Annotated in this window: 23 protein-coding genes and 1 riboswitch; of the genes, 14 read left to right on the top strand and 9 right to left on the bottom strand. The window is 52.5% G+C overall.

Going from position 1 to position 25,324, the window contains the following annotated elements:
* Positions 1-58: 58 nt before the first annotated feature.
* Positions 59-1,033, bottom strand: a complete 975-nt coding sequence (locus tag PsW74_RS26390) for a DMT family transporter (protein WP_057462666.1) — start codon at positions 1,031-1,033, stop codon at positions 59-61.
* A 402-nt stretch (positions 1,034-1,435) separates the two neighbouring features.
* Between PsW74_RS26390 and PsW74_RS26385 the strand changes: the two genes are divergently transcribed.
* A complete protein-coding gene (locus tag PsW74_RS26385; protein ID WP_063289706.1) occupies positions 1,436-3,739 on the top strand; it encodes a xanthine dehydrogenase family protein molybdopterin-binding subunit in 2,304 nt (767 codons plus the stop codon).
* Positions 3,740-3,809: 70 nt separating this feature from the next.
* Here PsW74_RS26385 and PsW74_RS26380 read toward each other — a convergent pair whose 3' ends face one another.
* Positions 3,810-4,046, bottom strand: coding sequence for an Lrp/AsnC ligand binding domain-containing protein (locus PsW74_RS26380; protein WP_057462693.1), 237 nt, complete (start codon positions 4,044-4,046; stop codon positions 3,810-3,812).
* A 210-nt stretch (positions 4,047-4,256) separates the two neighbouring features.
* Positions 4,257-4,365: riboswitch (TPP riboswitch) on the top strand.
* Positions 4,366-4,406: 41 nt separating this feature from the next.
* On the opposite strand from PsW74_RS26380, the gene PsW74_RS26375 reads away from it, so the two are divergent.
* The 4 genes from PsW74_RS26375 to PsW74_RS26360 all read left to right on the top strand — a co-directional run bounded on the left by PsW74_RS26375 (position 4,407) and on the right by PsW74_RS26360 (position 8,643).
* Positions 4,407-5,162, top strand: a complete 756-nt coding sequence (locus tag PsW74_RS26375) for a hydroxyethylthiazole kinase (RefSeq protein ID WP_063289642.1) — start codon at positions 4,407-4,409, stop codon at positions 5,160-5,162.
* Positions 5,162-5,965, top strand: a complete 804-nt coding sequence (gene thiD / locus PsW74_RS26370; RefSeq protein ID WP_063289641.1) for a bifunctional hydroxymethylpyrimidine kinase/phosphomethylpyrimidine kinase — start codon at positions 5,162-5,164, stop codon at positions 5,963-5,965. Before PsW74_RS26375 ends, thiD begins: the two co-directional genes overlap by 1 nt.
* Positions 5,966-5,977: 12 nt before the next feature.
* Entirely contained in the window at positions 5,978-7,081 is a 1,104-nt protein-coding gene (locus tag PsW74_RS26365) for a TRAP transporter substrate-binding protein (protein WP_063289640.1), read from the top strand.
* Positions 7,082-7,374: 293 nt separating this feature from the next.
* Positions 7,375-8,643 (top strand): OmpP1/FadL family transporter, encoded by a 1,269-nt coding sequence (locus PsW74_RS26360; protein WP_063289639.1) that lies wholly within the window; start codon positions 7,375-7,377, stop codon positions 8,641-8,643.
* A gap of 63 nt (positions 8,644-8,706) precedes the next feature.
* On the opposite strand, the gene PsW74_RS26355 is transcribed toward PsW74_RS26360, so the two are convergent.
* On the bottom strand, positions 8,707-9,486 hold the full coding sequence (locus tag PsW74_RS26355; RefSeq protein ID WP_063289638.1) for an SDR family oxidoreductase: 780 nt from the start codon (positions 9,484-9,486) through the stop codon (positions 8,707-8,709).
* Between the two features lie 302 nt (positions 9,487-9,788).
* Here PsW74_RS26355 and PsW74_RS26350 point away from each other — a divergent pair, with 302 nt between their 5' ends.
* The 3 genes from PsW74_RS26350 to PsW74_RS26340 all read left to right on the top strand — a co-directional run bounded on the left by PsW74_RS26350 (position 9,789) and on the right by PsW74_RS26340 (position 12,746).
* The gene (locus tag PsW74_RS26350) at positions 9,789-10,559 is read left to right on the top strand and encodes a UDP-2,3-diacylglucosamine diphosphatase (RefSeq protein WP_208988179.1); all 771 of its coding nucleotides are present in this window, start codon (positions 9,789-9,791) and stop codon (positions 10,557-10,559) included.
* The gene (locus PsW74_RS26345) at positions 10,556-11,635 is read left to right on the top strand and encodes a glycosyltransferase family 1 protein (protein ID WP_063289636.1); all 1,080 of its coding nucleotides are present in this window, start codon (positions 10,556-10,558) and stop codon (positions 11,633-11,635) included. Before PsW74_RS26350 ends, PsW74_RS26345 begins: the two co-directional genes overlap by 4 nt.
* 91 nt (positions 11,636-11,726) lie before the next feature.
* Positions 11,727-12,746, top strand: a complete 1,020-nt coding sequence (locus tag PsW74_RS26340; RefSeq protein ID WP_063289635.1) for a threonine/serine dehydratase — start codon at positions 11,727-11,729, stop codon at positions 12,744-12,746.
* A gap of 64 nt (positions 12,747-12,810) precedes the next feature.
* On the opposite strand, the gene PsW74_RS26335 is transcribed toward PsW74_RS26340, so the two are convergent.
* Complete coding sequence (locus tag PsW74_RS26335) at positions 12,811-13,920, bottom strand: protein phosphatase CheZ (protein ID WP_208986853.1); 1,110 nt, start codon at positions 13,918-13,920, stop codon at positions 12,811-12,813.
* A 172-nt stretch (positions 13,921-14,092) separates the two neighbouring features.
* Between PsW74_RS26335 and PsW74_RS26325 the strand changes: the two genes are divergently transcribed.
* A complete protein-coding gene (locus PsW74_RS26325) occupies positions 14,093-15,271 on the top strand; it encodes an MFS transporter (protein WP_342585862.1) in 1,179 nt (392 codons plus the stop codon).
* 47 nt (positions 15,272-15,318) lie between these two features.
* On the opposite strand, the gene dgcA is transcribed toward PsW74_RS26325, so the two are convergent.
* Together dgcA and dgcN are read right to left on the bottom strand one after the other, a co-directional pair.
* Positions 15,319-16,302, bottom strand: a complete 984-nt coding sequence (gene dgcA / locus PsW74_RS26320; protein WP_063289631.1) for an N-acetyl-D-Glu racemase DgcA — start codon at positions 16,300-16,302, stop codon at positions 15,319-15,321.
* Positions 16,299-17,312 carry an N-acetyltransferase DgcN gene (dgcN, locus tag PsW74_RS26315; protein ID WP_063289630.1) on the bottom strand — a complete coding sequence of 338 codons (1,014 nt, stop codon included), beginning with the start codon at positions 17,310-17,312 and terminating at the stop codon, positions 16,299-16,301. Before dgcN ends, dgcA begins: the two co-directional genes overlap by 4 nt.
* 108 nt (positions 17,313-17,420) lie before the next feature.
* On the opposite strand from dgcN, the gene PsW74_RS26310 reads away from it, so the two are divergent.
* From PsW74_RS26310 to PsW74_RS26295, 4 genes are read left to right on the top strand one after another with little or no spacing between them, the layout of a single operon-like run.
* Entirely contained in the window at positions 17,421-18,569 is a 1,149-nt protein-coding gene (locus PsW74_RS26310) for an ABC transporter permease (RefSeq protein WP_057462652.1), read from the top strand.
* A gap of 5 nt (positions 18,570-18,574) precedes the next feature.
* Complete coding sequence (locus PsW74_RS26305; protein WP_063289629.1) at positions 18,575-19,390, top strand: ABC transporter ATP-binding protein; 816 nt, start codon at positions 18,575-18,577, stop codon at positions 19,388-19,390.
* 9 nt (positions 19,391-19,399) lie between these two features.
* A complete protein-coding gene (locus PsW74_RS26300) occupies positions 19,400-21,337 on the top strand; it encodes an MlaD family protein (RefSeq protein ID WP_057462650.1) in 1,938 nt (645 codons plus the stop codon).
* Positions 21,338-21,347: 10 nt separating this feature from the next.
* Positions 21,348-22,139, top strand: a complete 792-nt coding sequence (locus PsW74_RS26295; RefSeq protein WP_208981987.1) for an ABC-type transport auxiliary lipoprotein family protein — start codon at positions 21,348-21,350, stop codon at positions 22,137-22,139.
* A 19-nt stretch (positions 22,140-22,158) separates the two neighbouring features.
* On the opposite strand, the gene PsW74_RS26290 is transcribed toward PsW74_RS26295, so the two are convergent.
* From PsW74_RS26290 to PsW74_RS26280, 3 genes are all read right to left on the bottom strand, one after another.
* Complete coding sequence (locus tag PsW74_RS26290) at positions 22,159-22,467, bottom strand: cupin domain-containing protein (RefSeq protein ID WP_063289627.1); 309 nt, start codon at positions 22,465-22,467, stop codon at positions 22,159-22,161.
* 92 nt (positions 22,468-22,559) lie between these two features.
* Positions 22,560-23,501, bottom strand: coding sequence for a 3-hydroxyacyl-CoA dehydrogenase NAD-binding domain-containing protein (locus PsW74_RS26285; RefSeq protein ID WP_063289626.1), 942 nt, complete (start codon positions 23,499-23,501; stop codon positions 22,560-22,562).
* A 191-nt stretch (positions 23,502-23,692) separates the two neighbouring features.
* Positions 23,693-24,577 carry a LysR family transcriptional regulator ArgP gene (locus PsW74_RS26280; protein ID WP_063289625.1) on the bottom strand — a complete coding sequence of 295 codons (885 nt, stop codon included), beginning with the start codon at positions 24,575-24,577 and terminating at the stop codon, positions 23,693-23,695.
* Positions 24,578-24,679: 102 nt separating this feature from the next.
* Between PsW74_RS26280 and PsW74_RS26275 the strand changes: the two genes are divergently transcribed.
* Positions 24,680-25,285: a LysE/ArgO family amino acid transporter gene (locus tag PsW74_RS26275; RefSeq protein ID WP_063289624.1), complete on the top strand. Its 606-nt coding sequence runs from the start codon at positions 24,680-24,682 to the stop codon at positions 25,283-25,285.
* Positions 25,286-25,324 lie beyond the last annotated feature (39 nt).

Raw genomic sequence — 25,324 nt, 5'->3', positions numbered from 1 at the left:
TGAAAAAAGAAAAGCCCTCGCATTTGCGAGGGCTTTTTGCTTGAGCTTAGCGTTTGCTCTAGTGCGTTTTCGTGGGCGCTGTTCCAGTTGCCACTTTCTTGCCCAGCACAGTCTCGCGGTGCAGGGTGTAAAGGGAAGCTGCGACGATAATTGCGCCGCCGAGATAAGTGGTCCAGAGCGGCCAGATGCCGAAGATTACGACAGAAATGATTGCCGCGTAGACAAGGCGGATATAATCAAACGGCGCAATCACAGAGGCCTCACCAAACTTGAGGGCCTGAATGTTGCTCATCTGAGCACTCCAGCTAACACCTGCCAGCAAGAGCAGCAGGATCGCATCATTTAGGTTGATTGATACCCAATAATAGATGCCGAAGGGGGCCATGATCAGACCCACAAAAGTGGCTTGAAAGGTCAAGATCGTGATGGGCTGATCAACCTGAGTGACCTTGCGCAGGATGATGCCTACCAGTGCGGCACAGGCTGAGGCCAGGATCGCCATGAAGCTGTAGATGCTCATTTCCGCGCCGGTGCCGGGCTGGACGATGACCATCACCCCGATGAAGCCAAGGATAGTCGCTGAAATTCGGTGAATGCCGATAACTTCTTTCAGGAAGAATACTGCGAAGATCGTGATGAAAAACGTGCGTGCAAAACCAATCACTGTGCTTTCAGCAAGCGGCAGGTGAATGACTGCGGTGAAGCCGAAATACATTGCAGAGGACGCAAGCAGGATGCGGCCCAGGTGAAGCAGTGGAGCTTGTGTTTTGAGCGAACCCGGAAATCCTTTGATAATGATCGGTGCTGAGATCACCAGCATGAAAAACTGGCGCAGCATAAGGATTTGAGTAACGTGTAAACGGTCGCCGAGCAGCTTGATGATGGTGCTCATGACGGCCATAAGGAATGTTGCCAGAAGGGCCCAGCAGATGCCGCGTGTGTTATTAGACAGGCTTTGCCATTTTGCGGAAAACCTTGTTTTTAACGCAGCAGATGATGAGCTGCCTTCAGGCTCTGCTGAAGGAACAGGCATGTAACTGCTTTCGAAGCTGCCTTGATACGATCAAAACGACCAGACCCGATGTCTGGTGCAAAATGGTGTGCGCCAGGGGGCGGACAACGTAACAAAGATCAGATGGGTGTATGGCTTAAATAACCTAATGTTTGCGGTTTGGTCAAATTCTAAAACAAATTTTAGCTTGAGAGTTTCGACAGCAAGCACGAAGCTGCCGACAACTTAGAGCTCTAAGTACCCTTCCGTAATTTGCTCTAAATAATGCGATAATGACCTTAAGTAACTCTGGAAAATACACCTCTGTGGTGAACCAGAAAACACTTGCAGCCTGAGAAAAGCACTGTACGTTCTCTGCTGATACGTAAAAAGCTGTATTGGGAGGTGCGGTGTTGGGTCGCTCTCCAGATTTTTGAGGTTTTCATGAATCAGGTTGCTACACCGAAATTTGGAATTGGTGCTCCCGTTCGCCGAAAAGAAGATGCTGCCTTTATTTCTGGCAAGGGTCGTTACACGGATGACCTGAAGGTGGCTGGTGCAGCACATGCCGTTGTTTTGCGGTCTCCTCTCGCGTTTGCGAAGTTCACTTTAGAAGGAGTGGATGATGCACGGGCCATGGATGGTGTGCAGCTTATTTTGACTGCTGCGGATATTGAAGGAACGAACTCTATCCCATGTAAAGCCGTGCTTCGGCAGCTGGATGGGACGAAGCACTGGGTGCCTCATCGTGAAGTTCTTTGCTCTGATACAGCCCGGTTTGTTGGTGATGCTCTTGCGTTTGTTGTTGCCGATACGGTGGAGCAAGCGCGGGCTGCGATGGAGGCGATTGAGGTTGACTACGAGGATGTTGATCCGGCAATCGGAACTGAAGCAGCTTTAGAAGACGGCGCTCCGCTTGTGTGGCCTGAGCATGGGTCTAATGAGGCCTTTCACATTGGCATGGGTAACAAGGAGGCGATGGAAGAGGCCTTCCAGAATGCGCATCATGTTACCAAGATCAAGGTGATCAACAACCGTCTGGTGTCCAATGCGATTGAGCCGCGAGCTTGTATTGGCGAGTTTGATGGTGAGAGCGGCAGGTATACGCTGACCACTGGAACGCAGGGCGGTCATGGGATGCGTGATCTGATTGCCAAGAACATACTCAACGTCGACCCTAAAGATATCCGCGTTGTGACACCTGATGTGGGTGGTGGTTTTGGAACCAAGATGTTCACCTATCTTGAATACCCGCTTTGCCTGATTGCTGCAAAACGTCTTGGTCATCCCGTGAAATGGCTTCAGGAGCGTACTGAGCACTTCATGTCTGATGCGCATGGCCGGGATAATGTATCCACGGCTGAGCTTGCGCTTGATGAGACCGGTAAGATGATCGGCCTCAAAGTGCATGTGCTTGCAAACATGGGTGCTTATCTGCACGAATTTGGCCCAGGCATTCCGCAGATCGGCATCACCATGACCCCCGGTCTTTACGATATCCCCGCAACGTGGGTGGAAGCGACAGGCGTTTATACCAATACAGTGCCGGTGGATGCGTTTCGTGGGGCAGGGCGTCCGGAAGCGCTTTATCTGATGGAACGACTGGCAGACAAAGCTGCGCATGAGATGGGTATGGATCCGGCAGAATTTCGTCGTAAGAGCTTTATCCCCGATGAGGCGCTACCTTATACAACAGCGCTTGGCCGCATGTATGATACGGGTTCCTTTGGGGCTCACCTGACCAAGGCGCTGGACGAGATTCATTATTCGACGTTTGCGGAGCGTGAAGCGGAGAGCAAGGCAAAAGGTTTGTACCGCGGTGTTGGGCTATCGACCTATGTGGAGGCGTGTGCCTTTGCCGGCGGGGAGGAAGCTAAGCTTGAGCTTAACACGAACGGCAGCGTTACTTTGCTGATTGGAACGCAGAGCAACGGTCAAGGTCACGCAACTGCATATGGCCAAGTCATTGCAGAACATCTTGGTTTGCAGCTTGATCAGGTTGAGATGGTGCAGGGAGATACGGATCGTGTTGCGACTGGTGGTGGTACCGGCGGATCGCGGTCCATTCCGATTGGTATGCCATCTGTGAAGGCGGCTTCTGAAACGCTGGTTAAGAAGATCAAAGAGATCGCCAGTGAGAAGCTTGAGGTTGGTGTTGGGGATCTGACGTTGGAAGACGGGCAGGTGCGCGTGGTTGGTACCGACCAACAAGTCAGCCTTGTTGATGTGGCTGGTTCGCAACCGGATACCTTGAGTGCAGCGGAAAAAGTCATGCAGGATGAATGTACTTATCCCAATGGCACGCATGTGTGTGAGGTGGAGATTGATCCGGAAACGGGCAAGGCGGACGTGGTCAGTTATGTGATCGTGGATGATTTTGGCGTGACGGTGAATCCGATGCTTTTGGCTGGTCAGGTGCATGGTGGTGCGGGGCAGGCGATTTCGCAGGCGCTTTGTGAGAACACGGTTTATGATGAAACCGGGCAGCTGCTGTCAGCGTCCTTCATGGACTATCATGTTGCACGTGCTGATGATTTGCCGAATTTCGACTTCTCGACGAGCAATGTTCCTTCCACGACAAATGCGATGGGCATCAAAGGGGCTGGTGAGGCTGGTTCTATTGGAGCGGCGCCGGCGGTGATGAATGCCGTGCAGTATGCGCTGCGCAAGAATGCAGGTGTTGAGCATATAGATATGCCCGCGACGCCGGTTGCTGTCTGGAGCGTTATTCAGGACGCTCAGAGTTAAGCTATCAAGAACGTAAAGCTTGAAAAGAGATTATGCAGGCGGGCTGGTGTCCCGCCTGTTTTCGTAGGTATCAGAACGCTTTGAAGGTGATGATGGTTCTGGTATCCTGGATGCCTTCGAAGACCTGAACCTTGTTTGCAACGAAGTGTCCGATGTCTTCGTTATCATCAATGTAGAATTTGGCCAGCAGGTCGAAATCCCCGGAGGTGGAGTAGATCTCGGAGGCGACTTCCGCGTCTGCGATGGCGTTGGCAACCTGATAGGTTTTTCCGAGCTGGCATTTGATCTGTACAAAGAACGGAATCATAAATCTGCTATCCTTCTGTCCCGAAAGGCTGATTTGTCTTTCAGGGATGCGCTCTAATATGAGTTTGCGTTGTTTTGTGAGCATTTTGCGTTGAAGCTGCGTTTTTTTGCAAGCTTTTGCGTTTTTTAAGCGAAATCTACCCCCAGTTGCCTTTTGTCGCTGCCTCTCGTTTCCGCTTGCAGTTCGCTCTCTTGTTTGCTAGCAAAAAATTCTAACCAATGGGGGTGCTCGGAAGTGACTGACGGGCTGAGAGGCGCCAAGCCAACTCCTAGAACCTGATCCGGATTGTGCCGGCGGAGGGAATTGGGATGAGTACCAAGGTAATCGTTCCCGCCGTAATCTATAGGGGAGCGAAAACAAATGTCCTACACAACTGAAAATCTCTGGGAAGTCTTTGAGAGCGTGCGTGAGCGTGGCGTTCGGGTTCATTGTCTGACGAACTCTGTTGCGCAGAGCCTTACCGCGAACATCATGTTGGCTTGTAACATCGTGCCCTCCATGACAGCGGCCCATGATGAAATTCCTGCATTCATCGAGAGTGTTGACGGGTTGCTCCTCAATCTTGGTACGCTGGATGGAAAGCGGCGGCATGGTATTCGGCTTGGGCTTGAAGGGGCTGCCAAAAAATCTATGCCCGTGGTTCTGGACCCGGTTAAAGTAGATCGCTCAGACATTCGCATGGAGTTTGCGAAAGATATTCTGAAAGAGAATGTTTCGATCCTTAAAACAAACATGACTGAGAGCGCTGGGCTGAGTGGAGCTGTCACCGAGAACACACTGATTGTGCGCACCGGTATTGAAGACGCTGTGTTTGGCCGGGAGACAACCTACACCGTGGGCAATGGACATGCTTATATGGACAAGGTGACTGGCATTGGCTGTGCGCTGGGCGGTGTGCTGGCTGGTTTCGCCGCTACCGAGCCAGATAAGGAACTTGCCGTGCTTGCTGCGCTTGCTGTCTATGGTGTATGCGGCGAGATTGCCGCAGAGCAGGCGAACGGACCGGGAAGCTTCACTCCAGCTTTCATCGATACCCTTTATGGCTTGAAGGCTGACCAGTTCAACGAGCGTCTCAAGCTCGAAACAATGAATAATAAAGGTGGGGTATTGGCCTAATGAGTGCGATTGCAGTCACAATTGCAGGGTCGGATTCCGGTGGTGGTGCCGGAATTCAAGCAGACCTGAAGGCCTTTTCGGCTCGCGGTGTCTATGGGGCCAGTGTCATCACTGCACTGACGGCCCAAAATACCAAAGGTGTGACAGGTATTCATGATGTGCCGCCAGCATTTGTGGCGGAGCAGATGGATGCTGTTTTTTCTGACCTGAAGGTGGATGCCGTGAAAATCGGCATGCTTTCACAGCCAGAGATTATCGCTGTTATTGCCACAAAGCTGGCGGAATATAATGTTAAGCGCGTCATTCTTGATCCGGTGATGGTTGCAACTTCTGGTGATGTTTTGTTGCAAAACACCGCCGTTTCGGTCCTGAAGCAGAAGCTGTTTCCCATGGCGGCGTTGATTACGCCGAATATGCAGGAAGCGGCCTTTTTGCTGGACCAGCCGGTAGCTGAATCCCGTGAAGACATGCACAGACAAGCGTTACTGCTGCTGGACATGGGTGCTAACGGGGTTCTGCTGAAAGGCGGACACGGATCTGATGATACCTGTGATGATCTCTTCCTCTCCTGTGATGTGGAGAGGTGGTATACGGCGCCAAGACATAAAACGCAGAATACACATGGGACTGGCTGTACCTTGTCCTCTGCGATTGCGGCGGAACTGGCCAAGGGGTTGGAGCTGCAAGATGCCATTGGTGAAGCGAAAGAATATATTAGTCAGGCGATTAAAGCTGCGGATACGCTTGACGTAGGCGAGGGACATGGGCCTGTGCACCATTTCCATGAATTCTGGTCTGAATAAAAGGCGGAGATAATGACCAAGAACAAAGAAAACAATCTGACCCGCCGTCAGGCGCTGGGGCTAACTGCTGGGGCGGTTGCCGGTAGCGCTGCACTTGCTGCACCTGCACTGGCTCAGGATGCTGATCCGGTGATCGAATGGCGCATGGTGACCAGCTGGCCCAAGAACCTGCCGGGCCCTGGCATGTCTGCGCAACGCATTTGTGATCGCATCAACATTATGAGTAATGGTCGGATGCGTGTGCGCCTGTTTGCTGCAGGTGAGCTGGTTCCTGCTTTTGAGGTGTTTGACGCTGTTTCAAGCGGCACTGCACAGATGGGTCATTCAGTTGCTTTGTACTGGGCTGGCAAGATGCCGGGTTCGGTGTTTTTTACGACTGTTCCTTTCGGTCTGCTGCCTCAGGAGCACACTGCCTGGGTGGACCAGATGGGTGGACAGGAACTTTGGGATGAGCTTTATGCGCCATTTGGTGTGAAGCCGTTTATGGCTGGTAATGCTGGCCCAACCATGGCGGGCTGGTATCGTGAGCCTGTTGAGACGCTGGATGACCTGAAAGGGCGCAAACTGCGCATGGTAGGTCTTGGTGGTGAAATCATGCGCAAGCTTGGTGTTACTCCGGTCAACATTCCAGCTTCCGAGATTTTCACCAGTCTGCAAACGCGTGTGGTGGATGGTGTAGAGTTTCTCGGTCCATGGACAGACAGTGCGCTGGGCTTCCATAAACTGGTCAAATACTACTACGGTCCGGGCTTTAATAAGCCAAACGGCACCGGTGAGGCAATTGTGAATGCGGTTGCTTTGGAAGGTTTGCCAGCTGAGCTTCAGGCGGTGGTTGAAGAGGCTTGCCGTGTGGAAGCTGACTTGGCGCTTTCTGAGGCCAATGCGCAGAATGCAGCGAGCCTTAAGGTGCTGCAGGAAGAGCATGGGGTAGAGATTCGCGAATTCCCGGAAGAGGTTCTTGCAGCATTGAAGGAAACCAGTGTTGAGGTGCTGGATATCTATACCCAGAAAGACAAAACAGCTCGTAAGATTTATGAGAGTTACATAGAAGCGCAGGAGCTTCTGGCGGGGTGGAGCGCTCTTTCACTGGGCAAAAACATCTCTGCAAGAAGTTAACTGGCAGATCAAATCGCGTTTGAAGGGCCCTCCATTTGGAGGGCCTTTTGTTATGCGGACGTTTTGTCACAGAAAATGTTTCAGTGTACCTGCCTGAAATGCGAATACCCAAGTGATTGTAAGTGAGCTGGGCATTGTTGTTTTATGAAGTCGACGCCTCATACCTTTAAATATGCCAGTGCAATTACTCTTTAATATTTTCAATCATGAGGAAGAGAGCCGAATCAATAAGTAACTCGTAGGTTGATCATGGCACTGCTTGAATGTTTTCTTGAGAACAGAAAGTACCGTGCATGTCCAGATATTTACCCATTACGATCGCTAGCCTTTCTTCCTTGCTGATTGCGTCTGATGCATTTGCCGGTGCTTTTGCTGTTCGTGAGCAATCTGCGTGGTATCAGGGGCTCTCCTTTGCGGGAAATGCAACTGTCTCTAAAAGCCTCTCCAGTATGTACTGGAACCCGGCGACCATGACTGGTCATGATGGGGTGCAGGTGGAAACTTCGCAGACATTTGTGTTCCCACGTGCAACGATTGATCTGGATACGGCGACGATTGATGCACTGGGCATTCCTGTAACCGGCGTGCCATATTCCTCAGGTGACATTGGCGTGGATGCCTGGGTGCCAGCAGGATATGGCACTTGGAAGATTAATGACCGCCTTACTCTTGGCGTCAGTTCCAATGCACCTTATGGCTTTGAAACCAAACCTCAAATTGAATGGGCGGGGCAGGTCTATGCGCGGTCTTCCCGTGTGCTTTCTGTCAATGTTACGCCGATGGCGGCTTATGAAGTCACCGAAAAATTCTCTGTTGGGGTTGGGTGGCAGCTTCAATATTTGCAAGTGAGGCTGAAGTCTGCGACGGGTGTTCCGCCAATTGCTGCGAATTCACCAACTGCGGAACTGCGAGGCGAAGACTACAATCTCGGATTTGGGGCAACCCTTGGAGCTCTTTTTAAGCCGTGGGAAGGCACTCAGCTTGGTATTGGGTATCGCTCGCCCATTGAGCACAACCTTAAGGGGCGGCTTGTGGTCGGTGGTGGCACGCCAACTCCAATTCGTTCCAACATCATTATGCCAGAGACTGTGACAGTTTCCTTCCAGCAGGTGTTGAATGAGCGCTGGCGCGGGATGGGTACGTTTGAATGGACGCATTGGTCACGGTTTAGCACCTTCCCGGTGTTCAATCTGCAGGATCAGGTGGTTTCCGAGTTACCGTTCCAATACAACGACGGCTACTTCATCTCGCTTGGTACGGAGTATGATTTCACTCAGAACATCACTGGTCGGTTTGGGCTGGCTTATGAGTGGTCTCCAATCGACGAAGCGAACCGGACACCACGACTGCCTGATTCAAACCGGTTCTGGCTGAGTGCCGGGGTGAGTTACTTCTACGAGGACTGGCTGGAAGTTGATTTTGGCTACTCGCATATCTTTCCAGAAAGCTCAAACATCAACATCAATCCGGACCACCCGTTCTATGAGGGCATTACCATTCAAGGGCCGGTCAATGACACCAATGTTGACATCATCAGCTTTGGTGCACGTTTGAAGTTCTAAGACGCCGCAAAAGCTAAATTGATTTGCCTCCCTGCAGGGTGACTGCGGGGAGGCTTTTCGATTTTAAAAAGCGCTTGGGTAGAGGCCGCCGTCGAGCAAGAGGTTCTGGCCTGTGATGTATCCAGCATGGGCTGAGCACATGAAGGCGCAGGCTTTGCCGAATTCTTCCGGATTGCCGAGACGCCTTGCTGGGATCTCTTCTGAAGATAGCCGTTTGGCTTCTTCGATGGAGATGCCGGTCTGCTCTGCCTGACGCTCGAAGCCACCTTTCAGGCGGTCGGTGTCGAACTTGCCGGGCAGCACATTGTTGATGGTGACATTGTGCTGGGCGTATTGGCGGCAGACGCCTGCCAGGAATGCAGTAAGACCTGCACGGGCACCACTGGACAGGTCCAGCCCTTCAATTGGCATCTTCACAGACATGGAGGTTATGTTGACGATGCGGCCAAAACGGCGCTCTGCCATGCCATCAATGACTGCCTTGATCAGTTCGATCGGGGTGATCATGTTCTGGATGACGCCATCCTGAATCGCCTGACGGTCCAGCTCTTTGAAGTCTTTGCGTGGTGGACCGCCGTTGTTGTTGACGAGGATGTCCGGGTTTGGGCACGCTTTGAGAACGGCTTGCTGGCCTTCTGGTGAGGAGATATCTGCTGCCACGGGAATGACTGAGATGCTGTGTTGTGCTGCCAGTTCGCTCGCGATTTGGTCGAGTCGTTGCTCGTTGCGTCCGTTGATTACGAGATCACACCCAGCCTCTGCCAGTGCTTTTGCTGTTCCCAAACCCAGCCCACGGCTGGATGCGCAGACAATGGCTTTGCGCCCCTCAATACCCAAGTGCATTTCAACATCCTAATGAATCGGTGAATTGTGAAGGGTAGCCTACATTCTCAGAAAGGTTTGAGCCAGTCAGGATCAAGCTTAGCAAGCAAATAGAATATTCACTTGAATTGCAGGCGCTTGCTTTGCTCCACTCTAATAAACGGGGAGTAATGTTACTTGAGATTCAAGCAAGAAACTGACAGGTTTTAGTATATGTATCCTGTCATATTTGTTTCTTGTGAATCAATTTAAAGGAAAGAAGGTTTTCTTATTCCGGAGGCTTCGTGGTGACCGGGGATTCTACTAGTAAAAAATATAGAAGCTTGTTTTTGTCTGATGTGCATCTGGGCACACGCGGATGTCAAGCTGATCTCTTACTGGACTTTTTGAAGCAAAACGACGCTGACACGGTTTATCTTGTCGGCGACATTATTGATGGCTGGCGGCTGAAGCGGTCCTGGTATTGGCCTCAGCTGCATAATGATGTGGTGCAGAAGCTCTTGCGCAAAGGTCGCAAAGGGGCACGGATCGTTTACATCCCCGGCAATCATGATGAGTTCCTGCGGGACTTCTTCGGCATTCATTTTGGGGGTGTTGAGGTTGTTGATCAGGTCATTCATGAAGGAGCCAATGGCAAGAGGTACCTTGTCATTCACGGTGACCAGTTTGATGTGGTGGTGCGCCATGCAAAGTGGCTGGCCTTCTTTGGCGACTGGGCTTATGTGAGTGCGCTCAATCTCAATACAGTGCTGAATTATTGCCGTCGTAAGCTGGGGCTGACCTACTGGAGCCTTTCTGCATGGGCGAAGCTGAAGGTAAAGAACGCCGTCAATTTCATTGGCAAGTTTGAGGAAACGCTGGTTTCAGAGGCACAGCGTCAGAAGGTGGATGGGGTGATCTGCGGTCATATCCATCATGCGGCTGATCATGAGACCAACGGCATCCATTACATCAATATTGGTGATTGGGTGGAGAGCTGCACTGCCGTTGCTGAGAACTTTGATGGAACGTTTGAGGTTATTCATTGGGGCGATGGCAAACGGGGCGAGAGTGAGACTACGAGCGAGAGTTCTGACGGACGGGTGGCGGCATGAGCTCGATCCTGATTGTCACCGATGCATGGAAGCCTCAGATCAACGGCGTTGTGCGGACGCTGGAGCGACTTTCAGTTGAACTGCGCTCTATGGGTATTCGGGTTGAGTTCCTGACGCCGCAATCGTTCCATAGCATTCCGATGCCATCTTACGGTGAGATCCGGCTGAGCCTGACACTGCCGCATATCGTGCGTGGGTTTATTGAGAAGTACGACTGTGATCATCTGCACATCGCGACCGAGGGGCCGTTAGGACTTATGGCGCGGCAGGTGGCGAAGCGGGATGGGCGTGTCTTCACCACCAGCTATCACACTCGCTTTCCTGAGTATCTACAGGCGCGTTATCCGGTGCCGCTGTCCTTCAGCTATTCCTGGCTGCGCCGTTTTCACAACAGCGGACAAGGGTGCATGGTTGCGACGAGCACTTTGGAAGCGGACTTGCGCATGCGTGGGTTTGACAATCTGCTGCGATGGTCTCGCGGGGTGGATCATCAGCGGTTCCGGCCGATACGAACCAACCTGCTGGATTACCTGCCGGGGCCGCGATTTTTATATGTGGGACGTGTGGCGGTTGAGAAGAATATCGAGGCGTTTTTGCAGCTTTCTTTGCCGGGAACCAAAGTGGTTGTTGGCGGAGGCCCGCAGCTGGAGGAGCTCAAGGTTGCTTATCCGGAGGTGTTGTTTACCGGGCCTGTCGTCGGTGATGAGCTGATTGAGTATTATGCAAACTCGGATGTATTTGTGTTTCCGAGCCAGACCGACACGTTTGGCAATGTGCTGCTGGAAGCGCTTGCTTGCGGGACGCCGGTGGCGGCCTTTCCTGTGATGGGGCCGATTGATGTGATTGGCAACAGTGGGGCAGGTGTGCTGAAGAATGATCTTCAGTCGGCAGCGCTGGAAGCACTGGAGGTTTCGCGGGATCATTGCCGGGATGTTGCCCTGCGATTTACGTGGCGGGCAAGTGCCGAGCAGTTTCTAGCCAATGCTGAACATGCCTATGATCCTGCATTCACTGCAGGATTTCGGCAGGACCTGTATGCGGGCAAAGGCTCTGTTGGAAATCACCTGAATGGTTGAGTGGATCTCCTTGAGCTGTGATCAGAATATCTGAAACCCTCGTAGATTTGCGTGCTATACAGGGCGGCATATTGCTGTTGCCGAGGTTCTTATGGTTTTAGATGTTTCCAGTCCAGTCGAACTCACTTTTTCCGAAATTGAAAAAGCAAGAACAAGGCTGCAAGGCTATGCCAGCCTGACACCGCTTCTGAACTTTCCGGTGTTGGATGAGCAGGTGAATGGCCGTGTCTTTATTAAAGCCGAAAACCTGCAGCGCACCGGGTCTTTCAAGTTTCGAGGCGCGTTCAATCGCCTTTCCCTGATCCCGCAGGAACAGCGGCCCGCTGGTGTGGTTGCGTGTTCTTCCGGAAACCATGCGCAGGGCGTTGCAGCTGCTGCGAAGATCCTTGGTTTTCCGGCATTGATTGTGATGCCTGAGGATGCGCCTCAGCTGAAGATCCAGCGGACGAAAGCGCTGGGGGCGGAGGTTGTGCTTTACGATCGTGAGAGCGAGGACCGCGAGGCGATTGCCCGTGGTCTTTGTGAGGAGCGCGGTGCGACGTTCATCCACCCTTACAATGACAGTGGTGTGATTGTGGGACAGGGTACGACCGGGCTTGAAATTGCAGAGCAATGTGAAGTTCTGGGTGTCACACCTGATGTGTTGATCAGCTGTACAGGTGGCGGTGGTCTGACCAGCGGTATTGCGCTGGCGTTGGAAACCAGCCTGCCTGAGTGTCAGATTTACACGGCAGAGCCTGCTGGTTTTGATGATTATGCGCGCTCACTGGAAGCTGGGACACGTGTTCGCAATGCTGCTCTGGGCGGTTCTGTTTGTGATGCGGTGCTGACTGAAATGCCAGGGGATAAAGGCTTCTCAGTTTTGAGCAGGCGTCAGGCAAAAGGTTTGCGTGTCACAGATGACGAGGCGATGAAAGCGGTTGCCTTTGCTTATTTTGAGCTGAAACTGGTTGTTGAACCGGGCGCGGCTGTTGCTTTGGCTTCTGTGTTGTTTGGCAAGATTGACCTTGCCGGGAAGACGGCAGTGATCACGATCTCCGGCGGCAATGTGGATCCTGCCATCTTTGAGAAGGCATTGAAGCAGTACTCTGCAGAGAAAGCGCCTGCATAAGAAAAAAGCCGTTTGCACTGAAAAGGCGGCAAACGGCTTTCGAATTTCTGGTTTTAGGTCTTAATCACGAGAAGAGTGCGAGGCGCTCTCCTGTTGAGAGGTGATGGAGCGGGTCGGAATTGCTGCCTCTTGGGGAGGTGAGCGGAGGAGACTGCCCCTCGATCTCGATTGGTGCATCGTCCTGCTCTGTCGCGGTGTCCGTTTCGACTGGCGTGTCGTCGTTGGTGACGATGAGGTCGTCGTCCTCGATCAACGCGACCTGAGGCGTTTCAACAGCGTTCAGCTCGTCTTCCACATCATCAAGCTCAAAGATTTCAGCAGGTTCCTCGGCAGGCTCTTCTGCTTTGTCCTCTTCTTGATGGGCTGCTTCTGCTCGTGTCTCAGCAGCAAACTGAACGACGTTTTCGTTCAGTGCTTCTTCGGTCGAGGCAGGTGTTGCATCAAACATGGCGTCAATGTCAGCCTGATCAACGCCTGCACCATCCATTTGCGGGCCGTTGAGCAAGTGGGCGTCCGGGCGCTTGTCTATATGACGATCATCTTCATCACGTGGCTCATCTAAATTGATTTCCGGGCGATCTTCATCAGCCAAGTTTACACCCCAGATGCGGATCATCTTGGAGATGCGGCCTTCAAGGTAATGAAGGGCCTTCACCACTTTGTTGATGCGCTGCCCTGTCAGATCCTGGAAGGAACATGCCATTAGAATTTCCATGGCCATTTCTTCAATGGCATCGCATGGGGCATCTTCTGCGCCGGACGCACGGAGCTTGTCCACCAAATCCTGAATAGCTTCGGAGGACTCCAAAATGACCTGTGTTGCGCTTTCTGTGGATGTGACGATTGCATCTAGCTCGTCAGAAGCGGCTGAAAAGCGATTATTGTCGGCATTTTCCAGCTTGATCTTTGAGATTTCGTCCTTCGTTCGCTCAATTGCCTCATACATTTCATAGGTGTGCAGGCGATATGTTTCCATCTCAGATGGCAGTTCGCGCTCAACCAATGTTTTTTCAAGTCGTCGAACAGCTTCCAGAAGGTCTGCTGTTTCGGCGGATCTGTTTAGTGTGAGGTGATCATGAAGGAAAGCACGGCCTCTATCAGTCTCAGAGAGTGCGCTTTTGATGGCATCAAATTCCTCGGGGCTCAAAAGGACCTTTCGGTTGTTGCCAGCCATAAGTGGCTCCTTCATAACTAACTAAGATAATACTACAAGTTTATATAACAGATTCTACGGCTAATAATTGGTTTACATTGATTTGGATAGTCCCTATTAGCACAAGTGATAGGAGTATCCCTTCCCATCCACTTCCTCGGGTACTCTCCACCCCCATTTGTAGTGTTTTCCAATGACTATGCCCAGAAGAACTTCCTCATTAGGGAAAGCCAGTAACCTATTCTGGATTGCAACAGGCGTGAGTGGTTTGTTTGCAGCGTTTAATTTCGCAAACGCTTTCTTTCTTGCGTACTTTCCGCTTTTTTTGGAGGATATTAGCTTTACACCCGTGCAGATCGCATTGGTGATTGCCTTGCCAAATATCGTCCGCATCTTTGCAACTCCGTTGATGACGAGCATCTCGGATCGTGCGGGGCGCAGGCGTCATTCCATGGCGCTGTTCAGTGTTATCGCGCTGATCTCCTTTTGGATTCTGATCTACTCCAGTGACTATTGGACTGTCATTGGACTGGTTGTTTTCCTCTCCATTTTCTACACGCCTATTCAGCCGCTGCAGGATGCATATGCCTATGAAACTGTGAGCACTCTTGGCCTGAATTACGGGCCGATGCGATCATGGGGATCGATTGCGTTTGTGGTCGCGACGCTGATTGGTGGTTGGTATCTGACATTTGGTGAGCCTGCTGAACTGCTTTTCCTGACTGTGGGCAGTCTGGGTTTGCTGGCGCTGCTTGCTGTGCTGTTGCCGGGTATGCCTTCAGAAAGCCGCAGCTCAAGCAAAGAAAGTGTTTGGGCCGCCGAAGAATTGCGCGATCCGCAGTTCCTGCTTGTGGTTTTGTCTGGTGGTTTGCTGCTGGGTAGCTTCTCAGCGCTTTATGCCTTCGCCAGCATCTTCTGGCTGTCTGTAGGCATCAGCGATGCGATGGTCGGTGGATTGTGGGCGATCGGTACTCTGGCAGAGATTGGAATTTTTGTTTGGGGCTCCTTCTTTATGCGTCACCTGGGAGCCTGGGGGTTGATGGTCACGGGTGGTGTTGCGAGCATCATTCGCTGGATGCTGTTCCCTTATGCAACAGAGACGTGGTCCGCTGTTTTGCTTCAGCTGTTGCACGCAGGTAGCTTTGGGATGGTGTTTTTGGGCATGGTTGCCTACACATCTAAACTGGTATCAAGCAAACGCCTTGGCACGGCTCAGGGGCTGACACAAACAGCCTTTGGTGTGGTGATGGGCGTGAGCGGAATTGCCAGCGGCTGGCTCTATGCGATTGAACAAGCCTATGCCTTCTATCTGATGGCGGGGATCTGCTGTGTCGGTGTGCTGACGCTTATGCTGGTGACCAAACGCGTTTAAAAAACAAGGCGGCCTCGATGTGAGAGCCGCCTTTTTTATGCTTGTGATTAGCCCCAAAGTTGCGGGGACGGCGGGTGCATCAGGCTGCCTTCAAACTGGATTGCGTGCTCGCGATCCTTGGCAAGCAATAGAGGGCCGTCCAAATCAACAAACTCTGCGTTTTGCGCCAGCAGCATGGCAGGGGCCATGGCGAGAGATGTGGCGAGCATGCAGCCGACCATAATGACATAGTCCATCTCTTCTGCTTTGCGCAGCAGCTTCAGCCCTTCAGTGAGACCGCCGGTTTTATCGATCTTGATGTTGATGGCTGAGTAGCGATTGCGCAGGCTTTCCAGATCTGCAGAGGTGTGGAGGCTTTCATCCGCGCAGATCGGGATGAGGTGTTCCACTTCTGCCAGAATGCCATCTTTGCCCGCTGGCAAAGGCTGTTCCACCAGCCCAACACCTGCCTGCTGACAGGCCTTGATGTTGGCTTCCAGATTATCTTCTGACCAACCTTCGTTGGCATCCACAATGAGCTTGCTGTTTGGGGCCGCCTGTCTGACGGCAGCGATGCGTTCAACATCACCATCGCCAGCCAATTTGACTTTGAGGAGAGGGCGGCTGGCCGCTTTTGCAGCGTCTGTCGCCATCTTCTCCGGTGTGCCGACGGAGATGGTGTAGGCGGTTTCCAGAATGCGCTGGGACTTGATGCCCACCAGTTCAGCTACAGTGGCACTCTGGCGTTTGGCCGTCAGGTCCCACAGGGCGCAGTCCACTGCGTTGCGGGCGGCACCTGCGGGCATTAGGCCTTGTAGTTCCTCAATGGAGACATCAGCTTCTATTGCTCCACGCACTGCTTCGATTTGAGCGGTGACGCTCTCAACGCTTTCGCCGTACCGCGGATAAGGAACGCATTCGCCACGGCCTGTGTGGCCGTCCTGTGTGAGTGTGGCGGTGAGGACGTTTACTTCCGTGCGCGAACCGCGGGCAATGGTAAAGCTTCCCGCAATTGGGAATGTTTCAGCTTCAATAGACAGGCGACAGGTCAAACCAGTTTAAACTCCGCGCAAATATGATCAATGATTGGATCGGTCCCAAAGCGGACAGGATCAGTTGCGGGCAGTTTATGCGCTTCCCCCAGCTCTTCAATCAGGTTTTTTGCATGATTTTCAGAAAGCATCATGGTGTTGATGGCTAAACCGACACAGCGGATGTCCGGATTGGTAAGGCGGCCCAGTTGTATTGTCAGGTCAATGACGTCCTGAATGGATGGAATAGGTGCTGACACACCACGCATGGTGGAGCGGGTTGGCTCATGACACACAACAAACGTATCTGGCTGAGAGCCGTGGAGCAGGCCGAGGGAGACACCGGCGAAAGACGGGTGATGCAGGGCTCCTTGACCTTCAATCACATCCCAGTGGTTGTCTTTGGTGGCCGGGCTGATGTGTTCTGCCGCACCTGAGATGAAGTCCGAGACCACAGAGTCGATGGCAACGCCGCGTTCGGCAATAAGGATACCTGTCTGGCCGGTTGCGCAAAAGTCAGAGCTGATGTTGCGGTCAGCCAGCCCTTTTTGCAGAGCAAGAGCGCTGTATTTCTTGCCAACGGAGCAGTCGGTGCCAACGGTCAGCAAGCGCTTTCCGGAGCGCTTTTCGCCTTTGCCAGTTGGGAACGTGAGGTCCGTAAAACGCAGGTCGTGAAGCTTGCGCTTGTTCTTAGCTGCAGCCTTGGCAATGGCTGGGATGCTTGCCAGCTCGATATGCAGGCCTGCTGCGATGTCGAGGCCATGGTTGAGAGCGTCGACAATGGTTGCAATCCAGTGATCTGGCAGGACGCCACCGGCATTTACGCAGCCGATGACCATGGTCTTTGCACCTGCCTCGATGGCATCAGCAAGACTCATTTCTGACAGGGTCGTGTGGGCTTTGCAGCCCGGGAGTGTAATTTGGCCAAGGCACCATTCTGGTCGCCAATCAAGTACGCCATGGGCAGTTTTTGCTGCCAGCTCGTCTTTTACGTCCCCAAGAAATAATAGATATGGCTTAGAAATAGACATAATTTTTTCCGTTGTACTTGTGGCTGAATGAGGATTACTAGACGACACACTACAGAAACCTGTATAGGATCAATAGGATTTTTGGATTATAGGGCGCAGGGTCCCGTGATGAAGCTGACTGATAAAATGGATGCGCCGGACCTGGTAACTGCTGAAGACGGGGCGTTACTTTTGCTTACGGCTTCCGGTGCCTGGGGTATCCGGCAGGGATCTACTTGCGAAAAACTCATCAATCAAGCTGCGTCCAGACTGCGCCATTCCGTAATTTGCGTGGATTTAAAGGCGGTTAGTTTTCTTGATACGGCTGGTGCCTGGTTGCTGCAGCGGTTCCAAATGGAGCAAGCCGAACAGGGGCGAGAGGTCAAGTTCATCTATGAAGATGAGCGTTTTGACATCCTGCTGAAGGAAGTTGACCGGCAAGACGTCGACAATCCCACCGAAGAACACTCTGGTAACTCTTTCGTCAATTATCTGGAAGCCGTGGGCGAGGCGACACGCCAGCTGGGCCGTGATACGCGCGATATTCTGGCCATGCTGGGTGGGTTGACCGCGACGATCACCGCCGCCGCGACGCATCCAAGCCGGTTGAGGCCTATTTCCATCGGCGTTCAGTTTCAGCGCTCGTGCATGGGTGCGGTTCCGATTGTGTGCCTGATGAGCTTTCTGATCGGCGGAATTATTGCGCAGCAGGGCGGGTTTTATCTGAAGCAGTTTGGTGCTGAGATCTTTGTGGTGGATCTCTCCGGCATTCTGGTTCTGCGCGAGATTGGCGTTATTCTGACAGCCATTATGGTGGCTGGACGATCCGGTTCTGCTTACACGGCAGAGCTTGGTTCCATGAAGATGCAGGAAGAGATTGATGCGCTTCAGGTGACCGGCTTGCGGGTGACCGAAGTGCTGATCCTGCCGCGTTTGGTGGCGCTGATGATTGCGCTTCCGATCCTCGTTTTTCTGGCGAACATCGCGGCGTTGTTCGGGGCGGGGCTGACCTGTTGGTGGTATCTGGGCATTGTACCTCATTCTTTCATTGCACAACTTCAGGCGGCTGTTACTGTTGACACATTGATGGTTGGCATTGTGAAAGCGCCGTTTATGGCCCTGATCATCGGGCTTATCGCGTGTATGGAAGGTATGAAAGTTGAGGGCTCTTCAGAGTCGCTTGGGCGTCATACGACTGTTTCTGTTGTGAAAGCTATTTTTATGGTCATCGTGGTGGATGGAGTTTTTGCTGTGTTCTTCGCGTCTATCGGGTTTTAACCAGTATGGGACAAGGACAATCAGGACCGGTGAACGGATTGGGCTCAGGTCATCGTGCGGTTGATGATCGGGAGATTTTGCTTCGGGTGCGCGATGTTACGGTCGGCTTTGGAAGCAAACTGGTTCTTGAGAACCTGAACATGGATGTTTACCGCGGTGAAGTGCTTGGCTTTGTTGGTGCGTCTGGTATGGGCAAATCCGTGCTCATGCGTGCTGTGCTGGGGCTGACGCCGCGACGGTCCGGTTCCATTGAGGTGTTCGGGCAGGATTTTGACGAAGCAACTGATGCCATGCGCCGTGAGATTGAGCAGCGCTGGGGGGTGTTGTTCCAGCAGGGAGCATTGTTCTCCTCTCTCACTGTGAAGCAGAATATTCAGGTGCCGATGCGTGAGCACCTGAAGCTGTCGCCGCGTTTGCGGGATGAACTGGCTTTGCTGAAGATTGAGATGGTCGGGCTGCCTTTGGATGCGGCTGACAAGCTGCCCTCCGAGCTTTCTGGCGGCATGATCAAAAGGGCTGCTCTGGCCCGGTCCTTGTCGCTGGACCCTGACTTATTGTTCCTGGATGAACCCACTTCTGGTCTTGATCCGATCGGGGCGGCTGATTTTGATGATCTTATTGTAAAACTGAAAGAAACTCTGGGGCTTACGGTTTACATGGTGACCCATGATCTGGATAGTCTGCATAGTATTTGTGACCGTATTGCCGTTTTGGGCGAACGCAGGGTTCTGGTTGAAGGAACCATTGAGCAAATGATGCAGGTGGAGCACCCTTGGGTTAAGTCCTATTTCCGCGGGGCACGTGCCCTCAAACGGGTGTGAGGAGGATGCATGGAAACCCGCGCAAATAATATCGCTATTGGTGCATTCGTTCTAACTGTTGTTGGCATCGCCTTCCTGTTTACGTTCTGGCTGTTGAGTGCGGGTGACCGCTCAAGCCGTCGTGATATCAAAATCATTTTCCCCGGTGCTGTGACGGGTCTGCCGATTGGCGGTCAGGTGCTGTTTAACGGCATCAAGATCGGCGATGTGAGTGCGCTGACGTACGATCCTGAAAACCCTAAGCTTGTTGTTGCGATTGTGCGCGTTGATGCCAATGCTCCGCTGCGCCGTGACACTGTTGCGTCTCTTGGGTTTACCGGACTGACAGGCGTGGCTTATGTGGATCTGTCCGGCGGATCATCTGACAGTCCGGCACTGTTCTCCAAAGCAGCTGATACTATTCCGGTCATGTATGCACGCAGGTCCCAGTTTGAGGATTTGCTGGAAGGTGCCAAAGACATCATGCGCAAGGCAGATTCCACGCTGGCGCATATTGATGAGCTGGTGATGACTGCGCGGCCTGAAGTGGAAAAGACCATAAAGAACGTAGAGGTCTTTACCCAAGCGCTGGCAAACAATGCCAAGGGCGTTGATGATTTTCTTGCTGGTGTAACTGAGACAAGTAAAGCGCTGACGGGGCTCTCGGGCCGGATTGGCAAACTGGTTGATCGCGGTGAAGACCTGCTGGCGAATGTCCCCCCGGACAAACTGGGTGAGATCGTCACCAATGTTGAGGCCATGACCAAGAAACTGTCTGCCTCTGCAGACGGTGTTGGTGACATCATTGCCAACGGTAAGCTGGCCTCTGATCAGCTGGTGAACTTTACGACAGAGCTTTCCGATGAACTTGATCAGATTGAAGCTGTGATTGGAGCCGTCAAGCCTGAAGAGGTTGAGCGCATTTTGAAAGGTGCGTCTGATCTTGGTGGTGTGCTGACTGAGCGTCGCGGTGATATCAACACCATGCTTTCCTCTGCTTCTGTTGTTGCTGAAAACGCGCGGCAGCTGACTGTTGAACTGACCAAGAATAAAGACGCCATCGACCGTATCGTGAAGAATGCTGAGACGGCCTCCAACGAGATTGTGCTGACCACGAAGAATGCAAACCGTATCCTGAGTATGGTGAAGTCCGAGCAGGTCGGTAATATCGTGACCTCGGTTGAGACGGTGACCAAAACGCTTTCTGACAAAAATCAGGTGATCGCAAAAGTTATTGATGATGCAGGTGCTGCCACAGCGAACATTCGTGAAGTGAGCAATACCATTGCCGGTCGCAATAAAGAGATCGACAGTGTGATCGTTTCGGCCCGTGAAGTTGGAACGAACCTGAGCGCTGCCTCTGATCAGCTGAGTGAGACCATGGACAATGCGAATTCTTTGATCTCCAACACCAACGGTATTGTGGAAGCCATCGACCCTGCGAAAGTCTCCAATATTGTTGCTTCGGCTGACAAGGTGGCGACCACTCTTGCTGAGAAGACGCCTGACCTTGCTAAAGCAATTGATGAAATCCAGAATGCTGCAAAATCCGTCAATGACATGACCATGGAACTGAAGAAGAAGGTGCCGGACGTCGACAAAGTGATTGACCAGGCGAAGAGCATTGCGACAAACCTGAACGCTGCCTCCGTTCGTGTGAACACGATTTTGGAGAAAGTAGACGGTATGGTTTCAGCTGATGGGCAAGGCTTTATCAAGGAAGCGACTGAGGCTGCGGCCTCCATCCGCAAGGTTGCAGATGCGTTTGCCTTGCGGGCGGAGCCAATCTCTGCTGCCCTGTTGAAACTGAGTCAGCAAGGCGGACAGGACTTTACTGCAGCAATGCAGCAGTTAAACCAGACACTTATTGAAATTCGACGTGCTGTGAACAATTTCGACCGTAACCCAAATCGTGTGATTTTCGGCGGATCGGACACACCTGTCTTTAATGGTGCGCAGCGGCGTTGAGTTTTTTGAAATGTTTGACAAAAATGTAGATAAGCGACTCGAAAACGTGCGAGTGGCTAATGGCAGTAGGCTGGAGCTCGGCGTGTTCGGTTCGACACTTAAAAAAATCGTTGTTGGTGCCGTTCTGCTGGGTGGTCTTGCAGGGTGTGGGGCAAGTGGCCCTGAAGCTTTGTATGGCTTGACTGCGCCGCGCGATGTTCCTGTTAAAGTCCGTGCCTCTGATTATCAAATGCTTGTGGCGACACCTGTTGCTCTTCAGGCATTGGATACGAGCAATATTGCTGTGACACAGGGCGGTGGCCCAATTTACTCCTACTTCCCGAAGGTGGCATGGACAGACACACTGCCGCGCGTCTTTCAGGCGAAGCTCGTTGAGACGCTGGAGAACACCGGCAAGCTGCGTGGGGTTTCGCAACCGGGGCAGGGGTTGTTGATCGACTACCAACTGCAAACCACTCTGCGGGCTTTTGAGCTGCAGGTGGACGGTGGTGACAAAGCTTATGTGGAAGTGGCTGCACGCATCGTGGATGACCGGGATGGCCGCTCCATCGGCATGCGTGTGTTTGCGGCGAGTGTGCCGACAACTGGCGATACGGTCACTGATGCAATTCCGGCACTTAATGCTGCCTCAGACAATGTGCTTGCCCAGATCACCAGCTGGTCTATCAACACTGTCGGTCGCATCCCCCGCGCAAAGGCCGCTGCCAAACGCGCTGCACTGAACAGCCAGCAGGACGCAGGCAAGCGGCAAGTGGCTGCTGCTGCACCGGCTGCGATCGAGGTCGCAGGGACGACGAAGTAGGCGGGTTCAAATCCGGTGTTTATCGACGCGCTTCAAGGAGTTCAATTTCGACGAATGCGCATTCGAAGTTGTTGGCGTTGATGACATCGTGCTCTACGCCAATCTCTTTGAAGTATGGAACTCCGTTTTGCATAGCGGCTTTCACTGTTTCCCCATTGCCTAAATTGATTTCCAGAGTGCCATCGAAGAGCGGGACTACGATGTAGTCGTAGGCATGACGATGCCAGCCCGTGTTATCTCCGCGTTGTTTGAACCGCCATTCGGCGATTTTTACGCGGTCATTCTCGATCAGAATTGTTGGTTTTGCCGAGCCCGTTGATGAGCACATGACACTCTCCTTTGTTGTGCATGTGCTCATGGTAGGGACGGGTTGGAAAAGAACATAGGACCAGCGCTTGGTAGCTTGGATGTCAGCTTCGCTTAGGCTGGGCTTCTCTCTTTCTTGGTTTGCCCCGACAAGACATATTGCAAAACGAGATCATCTCGGTGCTTTGCCAGTTCTTGCATGGATGTGTTTTCCAATGAGGCTTTCACGCCGTCTTCCAGTGTATCCACCACCTCTGGTGTGATCCTTGGAGCGCCCAGATCGTCCCACCAGCTTTGGAAAGGACCGCCGAGGTGATCACAGAACGAACGGATACCGCCTTCACCGCCGCCCAGATGCAAGAGTGTGTTTGGACCCATAGCGGCCCAACGGAGGCCGGGGCCGTAAGCAACGGCCTTGTCTATATCCTCGACGCTGGCGACACCTTCCATCGCCAGGTGAATAGTCTCGCGCCAGATTGCTGCCTGTAGCCGGTTTGCAATGTGCCCGGGAACTTCTTTGTTGAGGCGTACGCAAACTTTGCCAATGCTCTCATAGAAGTCTTTTGCTGATTGGAGTACGCCAGCATCCGTTTTCTCATTGTCCATCAGCTCGACCAATGGGATGAGGTGTGGTGGATTGAACGGGTGAGCCAGAATGAAGCGACTTGGATTGTTAAATCCTGCCTGCATCTCAGAGAGCTTCAAGCCGGAGGTTGAGCTACCAATGATGACTTCTGGTTTCAGGTGTGGTTCGATCTGCTGGTAGAGCCCGTGTTTGATCTCCAGCCTCTCCGGCACGCTTTCCTGAATGAAGTCGGCGTCTGATACTGCTGCCACAGGGTCGTTTGTAAACCGTAATTTTGATGTGTCACCGGCATGTTGCCATCCAAGTGCAGCAAGCGTTTCTGCGGCATTTTTTACCAGAGCGGTCACCCGGTCTTCTGTTTCCGGTGAGGGATCATAAACTGTGACTTGCCGACCCGTGGCTGCAAACAGCGCTGTCCAACTCATGCCAATTGTTCCGGCCCCGAGAATTGCGATGTTTGGGTAGTTCATGTCAGCATTCCTTGCGTTGCCCGATGAGAAGGAGCTGCTCAGCTCAATGCGGAGGTGTGCCCGATACACTGACGCAGGTAAGGAGAACTACTATGATGTTGATTTCTGGGTCAATTTAACAATTTGTACCAAGGCGTATGTATCGTGCTCTGGAAAACAGAGATGCTTGTTCAGGCTACTCACATCTGGCCTTAGTCTGCCAGTGCTGATCTTGCTGCCTGGCGTATGGCTGTTGTGAGGGGAGCTATTGTGTGGGCTGTTGCCCGGCTTGTATGCCAGAAAAGTTTTGTGTCGTATGGCGTGTCCGGGATCAGCTCAATCAGCTTCCCTTGCTCAATGAGTGGATCGACCAGAATGCTCGGGTTCATGCCCCAACCGATGTGATTGACTGTGGCGTCGATAAACGCCTGAGGGCTTGGGAGCCAATGGGTGTTTGGGAAAATGCTCTCTCCAAATACTGCGCGCAACCATTCTGTCTGTAGCGTATCTTTGATGTTGTAGGTGAGCGCAGGTGCGAGCTTCAGTGCATCAAGGGTGACGCCTTTCGGGAACCATTGCTTGACGAAAGCCGGACTTGCTGTCGCCCGGTAACGCAGAGCGCCCAAAGGAAAGCAATCACATCCGCGTATGGGGGTAGGTTCCGCGCTGACAGCGGCCTGAACTTCCCCGCGTCGCAACCAGTTTGCGCTGTGGTCTTGATCGTCAATCTTCAGGTCGAACAGAAAACCATCCACCTGTGCGAGTGCATCAATGAACCACGTGGCAAGGCTGTCTGCGTTGACTGCTATCTGGAGGCTGGTCAGGTTGCTGGCCTCGCTCGAAAAGCCAATTTCCTCTTTGACCTGTTTCTCCAGCAAAGCAACTTCGTTAGCGTGTCGAAGCAGCACTTCTCCCTGAGTGGTGATGACACATGGTGTACCTCGTATTATGAGGACGCAACCAAGCTTCTCTTCAAGGGTCTTCAGGCGCTGAGATACCGCCGATTGTGTGATGCCGAGGTGTTGTGCGGCTCTCTCAAATGTACCAGTGGTCAGGATTGATGCGAAAGCGGTCAGTTGTGCACGGTCAAAATCCATTAGAATCTCTAATGTAGAAGAAGGTATTTGAATTTCACTAATGGTAAAGGGCGAGGTAGTCAAGTTGGCAATGAGTTCCCAATTCCTCTCTTAGGAAACCTAGTGTCAGTCTTATCAGTTGCCTTTTCCGGCTTTTCTCTTGGCCTTAGTTTGATCTTCGCAATTGGCTCACAAAACGCTTTTGTGCTGAGGCAGGGCTTGCGAGGAGAGCATGTTTTCCTGACTTGCATCACATGCGCAGTCAGTGATGCTTTCCTGATTACGATTGGAATATCCAGTCTTGCCGCTATATCTGCAAGAATTCCGGAGTTGGAGCCATTTTTACGGTATGGCGGAGCTGGTTTTCTGACGCTTTACGGTGCTCGCAGTGCTATGTCCGCAATCAGAGGAGGGGCGGCTCTCAGTCCGGATGAGGGCAAAACGGCAGGGATTGTCGGTACACTTGTTGTGGTGTTGTCGCTTACGTTTTTAAACCCGCATGTCTATCTGGATACGGTGCTGCTTGTCGGGTCTGTTGCCAGTCGCCATGAAGGTGCTGAGTACATTTTCGGCATGGGGGCTGTCGTGGCGTCCTTCGTGTTCTTCTTCTCCCTGGGATATGGCGCTCGTTTGCTGCGACCAATATTTGCAAATCCCACCTCCTGGCGGGTTCTTGATGGTGTCATCGCTGTTGTCATGTGGGCTATCGCGTTTGCTCTGGTGAGCTGATTGCCGCAACCGCTTCTGGAGATTCGTTCTGCCTTTGAT

The sequence above is a fragment of the Pseudovibrio sp. W74 genome (assembly GCF_001623085.1).
Lineage (GTDB): Bacteria > Pseudomonadota > Alphaproteobacteria > Rhizobiales > Stappiaceae > Pseudovibrio.
Note: the sequence above shows the minus strand (reverse complement) of the source record. Positions and strands in the feature narration are given on the sequence as shown.

What these genes read in the sequence shown, in the direction of transcription:
- PsW74_RS26390 (WP_057462666.1), bottom strand. Translation starts at nt 1,033, where the DNA reads ATGCCTGTTCCTTCAGCAGAGCCTGAAGGCAGCTCATCATCTGCTGCG.
- PsW74_RS26385 (WP_063289706.1), top strand. Translation starts at nt 1,436, where the DNA reads ATGAATCAGGTTGCTACACCGAAATTTGGAATTGGTGCTCCCGTTCGC.
- PsW74_RS26380 (WP_057462693.1), bottom strand. Translation starts at nt 4,046, where the DNA reads ATGATTCCGTTCTTTGTACAGATCAAATGCCAGCTCGGAAAAACCTAT.
- PsW74_RS26375 (WP_063289642.1), top strand. Translation starts at nt 4,407, where the DNA reads ATGTCCTACACAACTGAAAATCTCTGGGAAGTCTTTGAGAGCGTGCGT.
- thiD (WP_063289641.1), top strand. Translation starts at nt 5,162, where the DNA reads ATGAGTGCGATTGCAGTCACAATTGCAGGGTCGGATTCCGGTGGTGGT.
- PsW74_RS26365 (WP_063289640.1), top strand. Translation starts at nt 5,978, where the DNA reads ATGACCAAGAACAAAGAAAACAATCTGACCCGCCGTCAGGCGCTGGGG.
- PsW74_RS26360 (WP_063289639.1), top strand. Translation starts at nt 7,375, where the DNA reads ATGTCCAGATATTTACCCATTACGATCGCTAGCCTTTCTTCCTTGCTG.
- PsW74_RS26355 (WP_063289638.1), bottom strand. Translation starts at nt 9,486, where the DNA reads ATGCACTTGGGTATTGAGGGGCGCAAAGCCATTGTCTGCGCATCCAGC.
- PsW74_RS26345 (WP_063289636.1), top strand. Translation starts at nt 10,556, where the DNA reads ATGAGCTCGATCCTGATTGTCACCGATGCATGGAAGCCTCAGATCAAC.
- PsW74_RS26340 (WP_063289635.1), top strand. Translation starts at nt 11,727, where the DNA reads ATGGTTTTAGATGTTTCCAGTCCAGTCGAACTCACTTTTTCCGAAATT.
- PsW74_RS26335 (WP_208986853.1), bottom strand. Translation starts at nt 13,920, where the DNA reads ATGGCTGGCAACAACCGAAAGGTCCTTTTGAGCCCCGAGGAATTTGAT.
- PsW74_RS26325 (WP_342585862.1), top strand. Translation starts at nt 14,093, where the DNA reads ATGACTATGCCCAGAAGAACTTCCTCATTAGGGAAAGCCAGTAACCTA.
- dgcN (WP_063289630.1), bottom strand. Translation starts at nt 17,312, where the DNA reads ATGTCTATTTCTAAGCCATATCTATTATTTCTTGGGGACGTAAAAGAC.
- PsW74_RS26310 (WP_057462652.1), top strand. Translation starts at nt 17,421, where the DNA reads ATGAAGCTGACTGATAAAATGGATGCGCCGGACCTGGTAACTGCTGAA.
- PsW74_RS26305 (WP_063289629.1), top strand. Translation starts at nt 18,575, where the DNA reads ATGGGACAAGGACAATCAGGACCGGTGAACGGATTGGGCTCAGGTCAT.
- PsW74_RS26300 (WP_057462650.1), top strand. Translation starts at nt 19,400, where the DNA reads ATGGAAACCCGCGCAAATAATATCGCTATTGGTGCATTCGTTCTAACT.
- PsW74_RS26295 (WP_208981987.1), top strand. Translation starts at nt 21,348, where the DNA reads ATGTTTGACAAAAATGTAGATAAGCGACTCGAAAACGTGCGAGTGGCT.
- PsW74_RS26290 (WP_063289627.1), bottom strand. Translation starts at nt 22,467, where the DNA reads ATGTGCTCATCAACGGGCTCGGCAAAACCAACAATTCTGATCGAGAAT.
- PsW74_RS26285 (WP_063289626.1), bottom strand. Translation starts at nt 23,501, where the DNA reads ATGAACTACCCAAACATCGCAATTCTCGGGGCCGGAACAATTGGCATG.
- PsW74_RS26280 (WP_063289625.1), bottom strand. Translation starts at nt 24,577, where the DNA reads ATGGATTTTGACCGTGCACAACTGACCGCTTTCGCATCAATCCTGACC.